Annotated in this window: 12 protein-coding genes; 11 read left to right on the top strand and 1 reads right to left on the bottom strand. The window is 61.0% G+C overall.

The genetic code is table 11. The features are described 5' to 3' along the window. Window position 1 precedes the first annotated feature (1 nt). From algK to HX868_RS07725, 11 genes are all read left to right on the top strand, one after another. Window positions 2-1,393, top strand: a complete 1,392-nt coding sequence (algK, locus tag HX868_RS07775; RefSeq protein ID WP_177002466.1) for an alginate biosynthesis TPR repeat lipoprotein AlgK — start codon at window positions 2-4, stop codon at window positions 1,391-1,393. Continuing rightward, window positions 1,390-2,877 (top strand): alginate export family protein, encoded by a 1,488-nt coding sequence (locus HX868_RS07770; RefSeq protein ID WP_177002465.1) that lies wholly within the window; start codon window positions 1,390-1,392, stop codon window positions 2,875-2,877. Before algK ends, HX868_RS07770 begins: the two co-directional genes overlap by 4 nt. Then, window positions 2,877-4,451, top strand: coding sequence for a mannuronan 5-epimerase AlgG (gene algG / locus HX868_RS07765; RefSeq protein ID WP_177002464.1), 1,575 nt, complete (start codon window positions 2,877-2,879; stop codon window positions 4,449-4,451). The genes HX868_RS07770 and algG overlap by 1 nt, the downstream gene beginning before the upstream one ends. Before the next feature lie 11 nt (window positions 4,452-4,462). Then, window positions 4,463-5,911: an alginate O-acetyltransferase gene (locus HX868_RS07760; RefSeq protein WP_177002463.1), complete on the top strand. Its 1,449-nt coding sequence runs from the start codon at window positions 4,463-4,465 to the stop codon at window positions 5,909-5,911. Window positions 5,912-5,919: 8 nt separating this feature from the next. Then, window positions 5,920-7,029: a mannuronate-specific alginate lyase gene (locus HX868_RS07755; protein ID WP_095014772.1), complete on the top strand. Its 1,110-nt coding sequence runs from the start codon at window positions 5,920-5,922 to the stop codon at window positions 7,027-7,029. Between the two features lie 180 nt (window positions 7,030-7,209). Next, the gene (locus HX868_RS07750; protein WP_177002462.1) at window positions 7,210-8,742 is read left to right on the top strand and encodes an MBOAT family O-acyltransferase; all 1,533 of its coding nucleotides are present in this window, start codon (window positions 7,210-7,212) and stop codon (window positions 8,740-8,742) included. Window positions 8,743-8,753: 11 nt separating this feature from the next. Next, on the top strand, window positions 8,754-9,923 hold the full coding sequence (locus HX868_RS07745; protein WP_177002461.1) for an alginate O-acetyltransferase: 1,170 nt from the start codon (window positions 8,754-8,756) through the stop codon (window positions 9,921-9,923). 16 nt (window positions 9,924-9,939) lie between these two features. Continuing rightward, window positions 9,940-10,596, top strand: a complete 657-nt coding sequence (locus HX868_RS07740) for an alginate O-acetyltransferase AlgF (protein ID WP_016978194.1) — start codon at window positions 9,940-9,942, stop codon at window positions 10,594-10,596. A gap of 222 nt (window positions 10,597-10,818) precedes the next feature. Beyond that, window positions 10,819-12,270, top strand: a complete 1,452-nt coding sequence (locus HX868_RS07735) for a mannose-1-phosphate guanylyltransferase/mannose-6-phosphate isomerase (protein WP_028618920.1) — start codon at window positions 10,819-10,821, stop codon at window positions 12,268-12,270. 144 nt (window positions 12,271-12,414) lie between these two features. Beyond that, window positions 12,415-12,879 carry a multidrug transporter gene (locus HX868_RS07730; protein WP_177002460.1) on the top strand — a complete coding sequence of 155 codons (465 nt, stop codon included), beginning with the start codon at window positions 12,415-12,417 and terminating at the stop codon, window positions 12,877-12,879. A gap of 14 nt (window positions 12,880-12,893) precedes the next feature. Further along, complete coding sequence (locus HX868_RS07725; protein ID WP_177002459.1) at window positions 12,894-13,706, top strand: SDR family oxidoreductase; 813 nt, start codon at window positions 12,894-12,896, stop codon at window positions 13,704-13,706. Here HX868_RS07725 and HX868_RS07720 read toward each other — a convergent pair. Continuing rightward, a complete protein-coding gene (locus HX868_RS07720) occupies window positions 13,703-14,560 on the bottom strand; it encodes a LysR family transcriptional regulator (RefSeq protein WP_177002458.1) in 858 nt (285 codons plus the stop codon). The genes HX868_RS07725 and HX868_RS07720 overlap by 4 nt on opposite strands. Window positions 14,561-14,623 lie beyond the last annotated feature (63 nt).

Genomic DNA, 14,623 nt, shown 5'->3' with positions numbered 1-14,623 from the left:
CATGAGCGCCCTTCGAAACCTGCCGGTGCCCCTGGCGCTGGCCATCGCCCTCGCCGGTTGCGCCGGCCTGCCCGACCAACGCCTGGCTAACGAAGCTTTGAAGCGTGGCGACACCGTCACCGCGCAGCAGAATTACCAGCAACTGGCAGACCTGGGTTACAGCGAGGCCCAGGTGGGCCTGGCCGATATCCAGGTAGGCACCCGCGATCCGGCGCAAATCAAGCAAGCCGAAGCCACTTACCGCGCGGCGGCGGACACCTCGCCACGCGCCCAGGCCCGTCTCGGTCGCTTGCTGGTGGCCAAGCCTGGCAGCACCGAAGCCGAACACCATGAAGCCGAAGGTCTGCTGAAAAAAGCCTTTGCCAATGGCGAAGGCAACACCCTGATCCCGCTGGCGATGCTGTACCTGCAATACCCGCACAGCTTCCCGAATGTGAATGCGCAGCAGCAGATCAGCAAATGGCAGGCCGCCGGTTACCCGGAAGCCGGCCTGGCCCAGGTGCTGCTGTACCGCACCCAGGACACCTACGACCAGCATCTGGATGATGTAGAGCGCATCTGTAAAGCCGCGCTGAACACCACCGATATCTGCTACGTCGAACTGGCCACGGTCTATCAGAAAAAAGCCGAGCCCGAGAAACAGGCCGAGCTGCTCAAGCAGATGGAAGCCGGCTACAGCCGTGGCACCGTCACCGCACAACGCGTCGACAGTGTCGCTCGCGTACTCGGCGACGCCACGCTCGGCCAGCCGGACGAAAAAACCGCCCAGGCCCTGCTGGAAAAAATCGCCCCTGGCTACCCGGCTTCGTGGGTCAGCCTGGCGCAATTGCTCTACGACTTCCCGGAACTCGGCGATGTCGACCAGATGATGAAGTACCTGGACAACGGCCGCGCCGCCGACCAACCGCGCGCCGAGCTGTTGCTGGGCAAGCTCTACTACGAAGGCAAATGGGTACCCGCCGACGCCAAGGCTGCCGAAGCCCACTTCGAAAAAGCCGTGGGCAGGGAAGTGGCCGCCGATTACTACCTCGGCCAGATCTACCGCCGTGGCTACCTGGGCAAAGTCTATTCGCAAAAAGCCCTGGACCACTTGCTGACCGCTGCACGCAACGGCCAGAACAGCGCCGATTTCGCCATCGCCCAGTTGTTTTCCCAAGGCAAGGGCACCCAGCCCGACCCATTGAATGCCTATGTCTTCAGCCAGTTGGCTAAAGCCCAGAACACGCCAGAGGCCATTGACTTGGCCACGCAGCTCGAAGCCCCGCTGACGCCTGAGCAACGCGCTCAAGGTCAACGCCTGGTGCAACAGGAGCTGGCCGCACGCGGCACCCTGGCCCAGAGCACGCTGCAACTGCACGCCCTGGAAGAAGAAGACGGCGAGGAATCCCTATGAAGCTCAATCCATTCGTCAAGGCCGGTATCGGCCTGACCTTCGCCCTGCTCTGGTCGTGCCCAACCCTGGCCGCGCTGACCGAAGCCAAGAACTTCGGCCTGGAAGTCAAAGCCACCGCGCAGTCCGAAGATGACCGCGACCTCGGCACGCAGAAAGGCGGCGACGTCAACGGTATCGGCCTCGACCTGCGCCCGTGGATCTACGGTGAAAGCGGCGCGTGGAGCGCTTACGCCATGGGCCAGGCCGTAGTGTCCAGCGACATCATCGAGACCGACACCCTGCAACAGTCGGCAGATGACGAAAACCAGCAGACCACCAACAACGACCGCAAGGCCAAGAAAAACTACTTGGCGATGCGCGAGTTCTGGGTCGGCTACAGCGGCTTCACGCCCTACCCTGGCGAGATCCTCAAACTGGGTCGCCAACGCCTGCGCAACGACGACGGCCAATGGCGCGATACCAACATCGAAGCGCTGAACTGGACGTTCGACACCACCCTGCTCAAGGCCAATGTCGGGGTTGCCGAACGCTTCAGCGAATACCGCACCGACCTCAAGGAACTGTCGCCCAAGGACAAGGACCGTCAGCACCTGTACGCCGACGCCGCCTACCAGTGGACGCCCGGTCAGTGGATCGGCCTGCGCGGGCACCACACCCATGACAACGGCAAGCTCGACTACCCGGAACCCGGCGTGCCGACCGACTCGCTGGACAAGCGTGAGAACGGCGACCTGAGCTGGCTCGGCATCGAAGCCAACAGCGACGCCTACAACTGGCGCAACACCAACACGGTCAACTACTGGGCCAGCGTCACCGGCATGCGTGGCGACCGTGACACCGTCAACGCGCTGAACGCCGACGGCACTCGCCCAACCAATGCCAAGCGCAGTGATGACGTGAGTGGCTGGGCCACCGACCTGGGTATCCGCCTGCGTCTCGACCCGCAGTGGCAAGTCGGCGCGGCTTACTCCCGCGCCAGCGCCGAGTACGAGCAGAACGGCCTGCAAAGCAACCGTTCGAACTGGACCGGCACGCAGTCGCGCGTGCACCGTTTCGGTGAAGCGTTCCGTGGCGAGATGAACAACATGCAGTCCATGAGCCTGTTCGGTTCCTGGCAGCTGCGCGAGGACTACGACGCCAGCCTGGTGTACCACAAGTTCTGGCGTGTCGACGGCAACAAGCCAGTGGGTAGCAACGGCATCGATGCGGTGCAGAACAACACCGACGACGTGACCGGCGCGATCCTGTCCAGCACGTCCCTGCCGCTTGAAGACGGCAAGAAAGACCTGGGCCAGGAGATGGACCTGGTCGTCACCAAGTACTTCAAGACCGGCCTGTTGCCGGCCGCCCTCAGCCAATCCATTGACGAACCGTCGGCCCTGGTGCGCTTTCGTGCCGGTGTATTCAAGCCGGGCGACGCCTATGGCAGCAACGTCGACTCGTACATGCACCGCGCGTTCGTCGACGTGATCTGGAAATTCTGATGGGAGCCTGCGCTATGAAACCTCATAAGTTGCTGGTCGCGGCGATGCTGATGGCTAACGCCACCGCCTTCGCCGACACCGCGCAGCCGGTCAAGGCGCCAACCATCGCCAAAGAGCTGCAACAGGCCAAGACCTACACCATCTCCAGCCCGCCGACCGCGCCGCTGGAAATGGCCAAGCCGGCCCTGCCGGATCTGTCGGGCTACACCGATGCGGCAATGGAAAAAAAGATCGTCAGAAGCAAGCCGGGCAAGATCAGCATCCGCCGCATGATGCAGGAAGACGCCCTCAAGGACTTCATCGGCGGTGACAACAAGATGGCTGAATGGGTGGTGCGCCAGCACGGCATTCCCCAAGCGATCTTTGTCGACGACGGCTACATGAACCTCAAGGACCTGCTGGGCAAGGTGCCCAAACAGTACCTGAGCGAAACCTCCCCAGGAGTGTTTGTGGCCAAACTGCCGATCGTGGTGGGCCGCAAGGGCATTCTGGAAATCGACAAGAAGACCCAGGAGCTGCGCCTGTCCCAGGAAGCCGGTTCGTTCCTGATCAACGACGGCCAGTTGTTTGTGCGTGATACCAAAGTTACCGGCTGGAGCGAAAAGGCCAATGGCCCGGCGCTGTTCAAGTCGCCCAAGGAATTCCGCCCGTTCCTGCTGGCCTGGGGTGGCACCGAGACGTATATCTCCAGCACCAAAATGGCCAGTTTCGGTTATGCCAACAGTAAGTCGTACGGGGTGAGTATTTCCCAGTACACGCCGAACATGGCCAAGGTGCTCAAGCGTGCGGAGCCGACCGGTTGGATCATCAACTCCGAGTTCTCGGACATGTGGTACGGCTTCTACTGCTACGAGACCACGAACTTCGTGATCAAGGGCAATACCTACAAAGACAACATCGTCTACGGCATTGACCCCCACGACCGTTCCCACGGCCTGATCATTGCGGACAACACCGTCTACGGCACCAAGAAGAAGCACGGCATCATCATTTCCCGGGAAGTGAACGACAGCTTCATCTTCAACAACCGCAGCTACGACAACAAGCTCTCGGGCCTGGTACTCGACCGTAACAGCGTCAACAACATCGTGGCCGACAACGAGTTCTACCGTAACCACACCGACGGCATCACCCTCTACGAGAGCGGCGACAACCTGCTGTGGGGCAACAAGGTAATCGCCAACCGTCGCCACGGCATCCGCGTGCGTAACAGCGTGAACATCAAGCTGTACGAAAACACCTCGATGGCCAACGGCCTGACCGGGCTGTACGGCCACATCAAGGACTTGACCGACACCGACCGTGACATCGCCCTCGACCCGTTCGACGCCAAGGTCTCGCTGATCGTGGTCGGCGGTGAACTGGCGGGTAACGGCAGCGGGCCGCTGTCCATCGACTCGCCGTTGAGCGTGGAGCTGTACCGCGTGTCGATGCTGGCGCCGACCAAATCCAGCGGCATCAGCTTCAACGGCGTGCTGGGCGATCGCCAGGAAGAGATTCTCGACCTGCTGGTGCGCCAGCAGAAAGCCGTGCTGATCGACCCTGTCGAACGCCAGACCGAAATGCAGGACTGAGGATGACCCTTATGCACCCACACATGATCAAACTGCTGAGCCTCTCGGGTCTGACCCTCGGCCTGCTCGCGGCCAGCCAGGGCGTGCGCGCCGACGAAATCAAGGCGCCGACCTTTACCGCCGAGCCGTGCTGCAGCCTGTGCCCGGCCGCCCACGATGCGCGCAACTACACCACGCGCTACCAGCAAAACTTCACCACCCTGGTGCAAGCCCAGGGCGACTGGCTGTTCCGGACCCAGGAAGACCTGCGTACCGAATTCGACACCACCCCGGCCGGCTACAAGCGCATGCAACAGTTGCACGATGCGTTCAAGGCCAAGGGCGTGGAACTGGTGGTGGTCTACCAGCCGACCCGTGGCCTGGTAAATCGCAACAAGCTCAACCCTGAGGAAAAAGCCAAGTTCGATTTCGACAAGGCGCTGGGCAACTACAAGACCATGCTCGGCCGTTTCGCCAAGATGGGCTACGTGGTGCCGGACCTGTCGCCGTTGACCAATGAGCAACTTCCGGATGAGCTGCCGGCCCACGATTTCTACTTCCGCGGCGACCAACACTGGACGCCATATGGCGCCCAGCGCACCGCGAAAATAGTCGGCGCCAAAGTACGTGCAATGCCTGAATTTGCCGGCATTCCACAGCGTGAATTCGAGACCAAACGCTCCGGGCGCATGGGCAAGACTGGCACCCTGCACAACATGGCCGGGCAACTCTGTGGCACCAGCTACGCGATCCAGTACATGGACCAGTTCACCACTGAGCCCAAGGGCGAAGCAGGTGACGGCGACCTGTTCGGCGATTCGGGCAACCCGCAGATCACCCTGGTGGGCACCAGCCACAGCGGCAAGAACTACAACTTCGCCGGGTTCCTGGAACAGGAAATCGGTGCCGACATCCTCAACGTCGCCTTTCCTGGCGGTGGCCTGGAAGGCTCGATGATCCAGTACCTGGGCAGCGATGAATTCCAGAAGACGCCGCCAAAGATTCTGATCTGGGAATTCTCGCCGCTGTATCGCCTCGACCAAGAGACCATCTACCGCCAGATGATGTCGCTGCTCGACAACGGCTGCGAAGGCAAGCCGGCACAGATGACGGCCAGCACTTCGTTGAAGCCGGGCAAGAACGAATTGATGGTGAACAGTTCGAACAAAGACCTGCGTAATGCCAATCACCAGGTTGATATCCGCTTCGCCGACCCGTCGGTGAAAACCCTGCAAGCCACCCTCTGGTACATGAACGGGCGCCACGAGGACATCAAGATCGAGAAACCCGAAACATCCGATACAGACGGGCGTTTCGCCTTTGAACTGCGCACCGATGAAGACTGGGCCTCGCAGAACTTGCTGGCCGTGGAAGTGCAGGGCCCGGAAGCGGGCCAGGCTGCGCAGAAGGTTGAAGCGAAAATTTGCACACGCAACGTATTCCCAGCGGGCGGTCAACAGACTGCCTCGACAGGGCAATGAGGTTACCTATGCAGAAGTTATTGATTCCAACGCTGCTGGGCCTGGCGATGTTCGCCGGTTCAGTCAACGCCGCCGCCCCACTGCGTCCACCCCAGGGCTATTTCGCCCCAGTGGAAGCGTTCAAGACCGGCGACTTCAAGAATGACTGCGACGCCATGCCGGCGCCGTACACCGGCTCGCTGCAATTTCGCAGCAAGTACGAAGGTTCGGACAAAGCCCGCGCCACCCTGAATACCCAGTCCGAAAAAGCCTTTCGCGACAGCACCGCCGACATCACCAAGCTGGAAAAAGACACCAGCAAGCGCGTGATGCAGTTCATGCGTGACGGTCGCCCGGAGCAGCTGGAATGCACGCTCAACTGGCTAACCAGTTGGGCCAAGGCGGATGCGTTGATGTCCAAAGACTTCAACCACACCGGCAAGTCCATGCGCAAATGGGCGTTGGGCAGCATGGCCTCGGCCTATGTACGCCTGAAGTTTTCCGACTCGCACCCGCTGGCCAACCACCAGCAGGAATCGCAGTTGATCGAGGCGTGGTTCAACAAACTGGCCGATCAGGTGGTGAGCGACTGGGACAATCTGCCGCTGGAAAAAACCAACAACCACTCCTACTGGGCTGCCTGGTCGGTGATGGCAACGTCCGTCGCCGTCAACCGTCGCGACCTGTTCGATTGGGCTGTGAAGGAATACAAGGTCGGCGTGAACCAGGTCGACGACCAAGGCTTCCTGCCGAACGAGTTGAAGCGCCAGCAACGGGCCTTGTCGTACCACAACTACGCCCTGCCACCGCTGTCGATGATCGCCAGTTTTGCCCTGGTCAACGGTGTCGACCTGCGCCAGGAAAACAACGGCGCGCTCAAACGCCTGGGCGACAAGGTGCTGGCCGGGGTGAAAGACCCGGAGATCTTCGAACAGAAGAACGGCAAAGAGCAGGACATGAAGGACTTGAAACAGGACATGAAATTCGCCTGGCTCGAACCCTTCTGCACTCTCTACACCTGCGCGCCGGATGTGCTCGAGCGCAAGCACGGGATGCAGCCGTTCAAGACGTTCCGCCTCGGGGGTGACCTGACCAAGGTCTACGACCCGACGCATGAAAAAGGCAACAAAGGTTCCTGACGCAACCCCCTCCTGTAGGAGTCCGGCTTGCCGGCGATGGCAATCCTGAAGACGCCATCGCCGGCAAGCCGGGCTCCTACAGAGAGGTGGCGTGCATGTAGTACCGCCCTCCCGCGAAATCGTGGGGGGGTTTGGGGGGGCTGTAGCCCTTGACTGTTGGTTAAACATGGAGAGATCGGGATGGTTTTCTCGTCCAATGTGTTCCTGTTTCTGTTCTTGCCGATCTTTCTCGGCTTGTACTACTTGAGCGGGCAACGCTATCGCAACTTGCTGCTGCTGTTGGCCAGCTACGTGTTCTACGCCTGGTGGCGAGTGGACTTCCTGGCGCTGTTCGCCGCCGTGACGCTGTGGAACTACTGGATCGGCCTCAAGGTCGGTGCAGCCGGCGTGCGCACCAAGCCAGCCCAGCGCTGGCTGCTGCTCGGCGTGGTGGTTGACCTGTGCATCCTCGGCTACTTCAAGTACGCCAACTTCGGCGTCGACAGCATCAACGTCATGATGAAGTCGGCCGGTCTGGAGCCGTTCATCCTCACCCACGTGCTGCTGCCGATCGGTATCTCGTTCTACATTTTCGAGTCCATCAGCTACATCATCGACGTGTACCGTGGTGATACCCCGGCGACCCGCAACCTGATCGACTTTGCGGCGTTCGTGGCGATTTTCCCGCACTTGATTGCCGGCCCGGTGTTGCGCTTTCGCGACCTGGCCGACCAGTTCAACAACCGCACCCACACCCTCGACAAGTTCTCCGAGGGCTGCACGCGGTTCATGCAGGGTTTCATCAAGAAGGTGTTCATTGCCGACACCCTCGCGGTGGTGGCTGACCATTGCTTCGCCCTGCAAAACCCGACCACGGGCGACGCCTGGCTCGGCGCGCTGGCCTACACCGCGCAGTTGTACTTCGACTTCTCCGGCTACAGCGACATGGCCATCGGCCTGGGCTTGATGATGGGTTTCCGTTTCATGGAAAACTTCAAGCAGCCATACATCAGCCAGTCGATCACCGAGTTCTGGCGGCGCTGGCACATCAGCCTGTCCACCTGGCTGCGTGACTATCTGTACATCACCCTGGGCGGCAACCGTAAAGGCACGCTGACCACCTACCGCAACCTGTTCCTGACCATGCTGCTCGGTGGCCTGTGGCACGGTGCGAACATCACCTACATCGTCTGGGGTGCGTGGCACGGCATGTGGCTGGCGATTGAAAAAGCCATCGGCCTCAACACTTCGCCGCGCAGCTTCAACCCGGTGCGTTGGGCCTTCACCTTCCTGCTGGTGGTGATGGGCTGGGTAATCTTCCGCGCCGAAAACCTGCACGTCGCCGGCCGTATGTACGGCGCGATGTTCAGCTTTGGCGAGTGGTCGCTGTCGGAACTCAACCGCGCCAACCTCACCGGCCTGCAAGTGGCAACCCTGGTGGTGGCGTATGCAACCCTGGCGTTCTTTGGCCTGCGCGACTTCTACACCAATCGCCCTGCGGAAAAAGCCAAGCCTGCCGACCCGAGCCTGATCAAGGCCGTACCGGGCGACAACCCAGGCAGCATCCACGAGCCCGGTTTTACCGTGGGCAAAGACGCCGCCGTACAACCGGCCTACTGGACCGCTGACTGGCCACGCTATGCCATGCGCACTGCGGTGCTGCTGCTGTTCGTCGCGTCGATTCTCAAACTGTCGGCGCAGAGTTTCTCGCCGTTCCTTTACTTCCAATTCTGAGGGAGCCGACCATGACCCGTTCATTACGCGTCCTCTATATCGGCCTGTTCCTGGTGCTGCTGCTGGCTCTGGGCGCCTGGTCGCTGCGCAGTTTCTTCGGTTTCAGTACCAATGCCGACGCCACCGTGCTCAATGGTCGCTGGACCAAAGCCGTCGAGACCCACTACGACGACGAGTTCCCGATCAAGCGCATCGGCACCAACTTGTGGGCAGCGCTGGACTACAAACTGTTCAATGAAGGCCGCCCTGGCGTGGTGCTGGGTCGCGATCACTGGTTGTACAGCGACGAGGAATTCAACCCCGCCGTCAACGAAGACCAGAACCTGCAAGGCAACTACGCGCTGGTCGAAGGCGTGCGCCAGAAGCTCAAAGCCCAAGGCATTCAGCTGGTGATGGCGATCGTGCCAGCCAAGGTGCGCCTCTACCCGGAACACCTGGGTGAAGTGAAACCGGCGAGCATCCACGCCAACCTGTACGACGACTTCCACGCCCGCGTCGCCGCCGACAAGATCATCGCCCCGGACCTGCTCGGCCCGCTGCAACAGGCCAAGCTGGGCGGCAAGCAAGTGTTCCTGCGTACCGACACCCACTGGACGCCGGACGGCGCTGAAATCGCGGCCAAACAGTTGGCCAAGACCATCGCCGACAAGACCCCGCTGAGCGGCGAGCCACAGCGCTTTGTCACCGAGGCGGAAAAAACCGAGCCACATAAAGGCGACCTGCGTCTGTTCCTGCCGCTGGACCCGCTGTTCGAAAACCTGATGCCGCCTAAAGAGCCGCTGGAAAAACGCGTCACGCACCTGGCCGAAACCAAAGGCGACGACGCCCTGTTCAGCGACAGCGAAACCCCGGTGGCCCTGGTGGGCACCAGCTACAGCGCCAACCCCAACTGGAACTTCGTCGGCGCCCTCAAGCAAGCCTTGGGCAGCGACGTGGTCAGCTACGCCGAAGACGGCCACGGCCCGATCCTGCCAATGCTCAGCTACCTGAAAAGTGATGACTTCAAGAACAGCCCGCCCCAGGTGCTGATCTGGGAGTTTCCTGAACGTTATCTGCCCGTGAACAACGAAATCGGTGATGCCGACCCATCCTGGGTTGCGCAGCTTAAACAAGCCGGTTCGCGCCAACAGAACATGGCTATCAACACTAAATCCGAGACGCCCGACCGGGCGCAAAACTGAAAGAGAGGTAACTCACATGACTTTCACTACAACTCCTCGTCGTCTCGCTAAAACCCTGGCTATCGCAGCAGGCCTGAGCTTCGTATCGATGTCCGCCTTCGCCGGTGGCGACGCCGCCCTCTACGGCCCGACCGCACCAAAAGGTTCGAGCTTCGTGCGCATCTATAACGCCAGCAACCAGGAAGTCAGCGCCACCGTCGGCGCGACCAACCTGAGCGACGTTGCGCCACTGGCCAGCAGCGACTTCAGCTTCATGCCTGGCGGTGACTACAGCGCCAAGGTCGGCAGCCAGACCGTGCCGGTCAAGCTCGCCGCCGACCACTACTACACCCTGGTCAACAGCGGCAGCGGCCAGCCACAGCTGATCGAAGAACCCCCTTTCAAGAACAAGCAGAAGTCCCTGGTGCGCGTGCAGAACCTCAGCGACAAGGCCCTGACCCTGAAAACCGCTGACGGCAAGACCGACGTGGTCAAGTCAGTGGCTGCCAAAGGCCGTGGCGAGCGTGAGATCAACCCGGTGAAGGTCAGCCTGGCGCTGTACGACGGCGACAAGAAAGTCGGCGACGTGAAGCCGGTGGCGCTGGAGCGCGGTGAAGCGGCGGTGCTGTACGTCACCGGTTCCGGTTCGAGCCTGTCGCCTGTCTGGGTGAAACGCCCTGTGTCGACCCGCTAACTATTTCCCGAACTGACGGCTACCCATTGTAGGAGCGAGCTTGCTCGCGAAAATCGCCAACGATAACGCGGGCATTCTGAATGTACGCAGTGTCTGGAAGTGCTTCGCGAGCAAGCTCGCTCCTACAGGGGATCGAGACGTCAGTTCGGACCGAGACAAAAACAAGAGTGAAACGACAAACCTTCGTAGCTCTGACCCATATCGATTCAAGGAGAAACACCCATGATTCCAGTCATCCTTTCCGGTGGTAGCGGCTCACGTCTTTGGCCGCTTTCCCGTAAACAGTTTCCTAAACAATTCCTGGCCCTGACCGGTGAGCACACGCTGTTCCAGCAAACCCTGGAACGCCTGGTGTTTGAAGGTATGGACGCTCCAATCGTGGTCTGCAACAAGGACCACCGTTTTATCGTTAACGAGCAGCTGGCCGCGCGTAAGCTGGAAAGCCAACGCATCCTGATGGAACCGTTCGGTCGCAACACCGCACCGGCCGTGGCTCTCACCGCGATGATGCTGGTCAATGAAGGCCGCGACGAGCTGATGCTGGTGCTGCCCGCCGACCACGTGATCGACGACCAGAAAGCCCTGCAACGCGCGCTGGCCCTGGCCACCGTGGCCGCCGAGCGTGGCGAGATGGTGCTGTTCGGCGTACCGGCGACCCGTCCGGAAACCGGTTATGGCTACATCAAGTCCACCAACGATTCGCTGCTGCCCGAGGGCGTGAGCCGCGTCGAGCAGTTCGTGGAAAAACCCAATGAAAAACGCGCCGTCGAGTTCGTCAAAAGCGGCGGGTATTTCTGGAACAGCGGCATGTTCCTGTTCCGCGCCAGCCGTTTCCTCGAAGAGCTCAAAAAGCACGATCCGGACATCTACGACACCTGCCTGCTGACACTTGAGCGCAGCGAACAGACCGCCGACACCGTGACCTTCGACGAAGCCACCTTCGCCTGCTGCCCGGACAACTCCATCGACTACGCCGTGATGGAAAAAACCCAGCGCGCCTGCGTGGTGCCGCTGAGTGCGGGTTGGAGCGACGTGGGTTGCTGGGCGTCGCTGTGGGCTGTCAACGACAAAGACGTGCACGGCAACGTGAGCAAAGGCGACGTGGTGATCCAAGACAGCCGCAACTGCATGATCCATGGCAACGGCAAACTGGTGTCGGTGATCGGCCTGGACAACATCGTAGTGGTGGAAACCAAGGACGCGATGATGATTGCCCACAAGGACAAGGTCCAGGGCGTCAAGCAGATGGTCAACACCCTGAACGACCAGGGCCGCAGCGAAACCCAGAACCACTGCGAAGTCTATCGTCCGTGGGGCTCCTACGACTCGGTGGACATGGGCGGACGTTTCCAGGTCAAGCACATCTCGGTCAAGCCGGGCGCGTGCCTGTCGCTGCAGATGCACCACCACCGTGCCGAACACTGGATCGTGGTCAGCGGCACCGCCGAAGTGACCTGCGACGAGAACGTGTTCCTGCTCACCGAGAACCAGTCCACCTACATCCCGATCGCTTCGGTGCACCGTCTGCGCAACCCGGGCAAGATCCCGTTGGAGATCATCGAAGTGCAATCAGGCAGCTATTTGGGTGAAGACGATATCGAGCGGTTTGAAGATATCTACGGTCGCTCGACGCCGGTTGAGCGTGGTGTTTCGGTGAAAACTATCGCGCAGTAAAGCAGTCGTACAAGAAGCCCTCGCCCAGCCCACTGCGTCCCCTATCCGCAGTGGGTTGGGTGGGGGCTTTTTCTTTGGGGCCGTGGTGATCAATCCCACCTACGCTTAAGTTAGGATGCTCATTCCCTACTTGAGGTGGTCTCCATGTTTTTCGGCGTTCTACTGATCATCACCTGGCTGATCCTGTTGCTGCGCTACCCCGCCAAGGCACTGCCCGTGTCCCTCGCGGCCGCCGTGGGCTTGGGTTTCGTCGCGATCTGGGTGGTGTGGCTGGACAGCCGGGAAGCCTCGCAACTGGCACACCTGGAACTGCGCATCAGCTACGCCCCGCAGGAATGCCCCGCCGATCGTCCACTGAAACTGGTCCTGAACAACGGCAATGACGTGCCCCTCACCGAGCTGCGTTGGCGCGTCGCTGCCTATGCGCCGGGCGACACGGTCAACCTGGCCGACAACGTCTACGCGGCCCCACGCTATCGCGGGCCCGGCGAGTTGCAGGCCGGCGCCACCTGGGACGATTGCCTGCCCACGCCGCCCTTGCGCCCCGGCTACCGCCCGCAAACCCTGGAATTTCGCGCCGAGCACCTGCAAGGCAGTTTTTCGGACTGACAAAGGATTGATCCATGCCAAACGTACTCATCACCGGTTGTTCCAGCGGCATTGGCCGCGCTCTGGCGGATGCCTTCAAAGCAACCGGCTACACCGTCTGGGCCAGCGCCCGCCGCCCGGAAGACGTCGCCGCCCTTGCCGCTGCCGGCTTTAATGCCGTCGAACTGGACGTCAACGACAGTACCGCTTTGCAACGGCTGGCCGAACAACTGGGCGAACTGGATGTACTGGTCAACAACGCCGGTTATGGCGCCATGGGTCCGCTGCTCGACGGCGGTACCGACGCCATGCAGCGCCAATTCGAGACCAATGTGTTTTCCATCGTCGGCGTGACCCAGGCGCTGTTCCCGGCGCTGCGGCGCAGCAAGGGATTGGTAGTGAATATCGGCAGTGTTTCCGGTGTGCTGGTAACGCCGTTTGCAGGCGCCTATTGCGCGTCAAAAGCCGCCGTGCATGCCTTGAGCGATGCGCTGCGCATGGAACTGGCGCCGTTTGGCGTGCGGGTCATGGAAGTGCAGCCCGGCGCCATCAACACCCACTTCGCCAAAAACGCCGGCGCCCAGGCCGAACTGCTGATCAATGAACAATCGCCATGGTGGCCGTTGCGCGACGGCATCCGTGCGCGCAGCCAGGCTTCCCAGGACAAGCCAACGCCGGCCAATGTGTTTGCTGAGGATGTATTGAAGGCGGTGCAACAACCACAACCGCCCCGTCTGCTGCGCTCGGGCAATGGCAGCCGCGCGTTACCGTTGATGGCGGCGTTGTTGCCCAAAGGGTTGCTGGAGAAGGTGTTGAAGAAACGCTTCGGGCTGGCCGGTTCGCTCTAACCCTTCATAAAGTCAATAAACGCCCGCACCTTCAGGGGCAAATGCCGGGTGTCCGGATACATCGCGTAGATCCCTTGCGGGGCAAAGCGATGGTCCGGCAACAGGCGCACCAATCGTCCGGCGTCCAGGTCATCCTGCACCAGCCATTGCGGCAACACCGCCACACCGTGCCCACGCACGGCGAAGGCTTGGAGAACGGCTGCGCTGTCAGCGACCAGCGACGCATGGCCGGGGCGATAAGAGTGTTCGCCGCCTTGTGGATCGGTCACGCTCAACTCCGTCAATCGGCTATGTCCCAGCGTGGGCAACTGCTCCAAGTCATCCAGCGTATCAACCCCTCCAAACTGTGGTGCCGCCACGGCGAACACCTCGAAAGTCGACAACTGCACCGCGCGGTGATTGGAGTCCAGCAAGCGTCCCAAGCGAATCGCCACGTCAAAACGCTCGGAGATCAGGTCTGCATGGGTCGAGGACGTGGATAAGTGGATGTTCAGGTCTGGATGCAGACGGCGAAAGGCTTCGACCGCCGGGGCAACCACGGCCAATGCGTATTCCATGGTGGTAGTGATGCGCAACGTGCCTTTGAGTTGGGCATGCTCCGAGCGCGCCTCCTCCACCGCCAATCGCGCCTCTTCGAGCATGCGTGTGCAGCGCAGATAGAAGCGCTCGCCGGCATCGGTCAGGGCCAGTTGCCGAGTGTTGCGAGTCAGCAAGGTGACGCCCAGCTCCGCTTCCAGGCGCTTGAGGTTGAAGCTGACCACGGCGCGGGTCTGACCCAACAGGTCGGCGGCAGCGGTGAGCGAGCCGGCCTCGACCACGGCTTTGAAGGTGTCGAATCGGTCCAGGCTGACCATCGGCGGCGCCCTCCTTTGTCAAAATATTTTTGACAAAGTAACAGGCAAACCGACGTTTCCCAA

Origin of the sequence: Pseudomonas reactans (genome assembly GCF_013385825.1) — a bacterium.
GTDB lineage: Bacteria > Pseudomonadota > Gammaproteobacteria > Pseudomonadales > Pseudomonadaceae > Aquipseudomonas > Aquipseudomonas reactans.
Note: the sequence above shows the minus strand (reverse complement) of the source record. Positions and strands in the feature narration are given on the sequence as shown.

Coding starts and splice junctions, on each gene's coding strand:
- HX868_RS07760 (WP_177002463.1), top strand. CDS start 4,463: ATGCACCCACACATGATCAAACTGCTGAGCCTCTCGGGTCTGACCCTC.
- algK (WP_177002466.1), top strand. CDS start 2: ATGAGCGCCCTTCGAAACCTGCCGGTGCCCCTGGCGCTGGCCATCGCC.
- HX868_RS07740 (WP_016978194.1), top strand. CDS start 9,940: ATGACTTTCACTACAACTCCTCGTCGTCTCGCTAAAACCCTGGCTATC.
- HX868_RS07720 (WP_177002458.1), bottom strand. CDS start 14,560: ATGGTCAGCCTGGACCGATTCGACACCTTCAAAGCCGTGGTCGAGGCC.
- HX868_RS07755 (WP_095014772.1), top strand. CDS start 5,920: ATGCAGAAGTTATTGATTCCAACGCTGCTGGGCCTGGCGATGTTCGCC.
- HX868_RS07750 (WP_177002462.1), top strand. CDS start 7,210: ATGGTTTTCTCGTCCAATGTGTTCCTGTTTCTGTTCTTGCCGATCTTT.
- HX868_RS07725 (WP_177002459.1), top strand. CDS start 12,894: ATGCCAAACGTACTCATCACCGGTTGTTCCAGCGGCATTGGCCGCGCT.
- HX868_RS07745 (WP_177002461.1), top strand. CDS start 8,754: ATGACCCGTTCATTACGCGTCCTCTATATCGGCCTGTTCCTGGTGCTG.
- algG (WP_177002464.1), top strand. CDS start 2,877: ATGGGAGCCTGCGCTATGAAACCTCATAAGTTGCTGGTCGCGGCGATG.
- HX868_RS07735 (WP_028618920.1), top strand. CDS start 10,819: ATGATTCCAGTCATCCTTTCCGGTGGTAGCGGCTCACGTCTTTGGCCG.
- HX868_RS07730 (WP_177002460.1), top strand. CDS start 12,415: ATGTTTTTCGGCGTTCTACTGATCATCACCTGGCTGATCCTGTTGCTG.
- HX868_RS07770 (WP_177002465.1), top strand. CDS start 1,390: ATGAAGCTCAATCCATTCGTCAAGGCCGGTATCGGCCTGACCTTCGCC.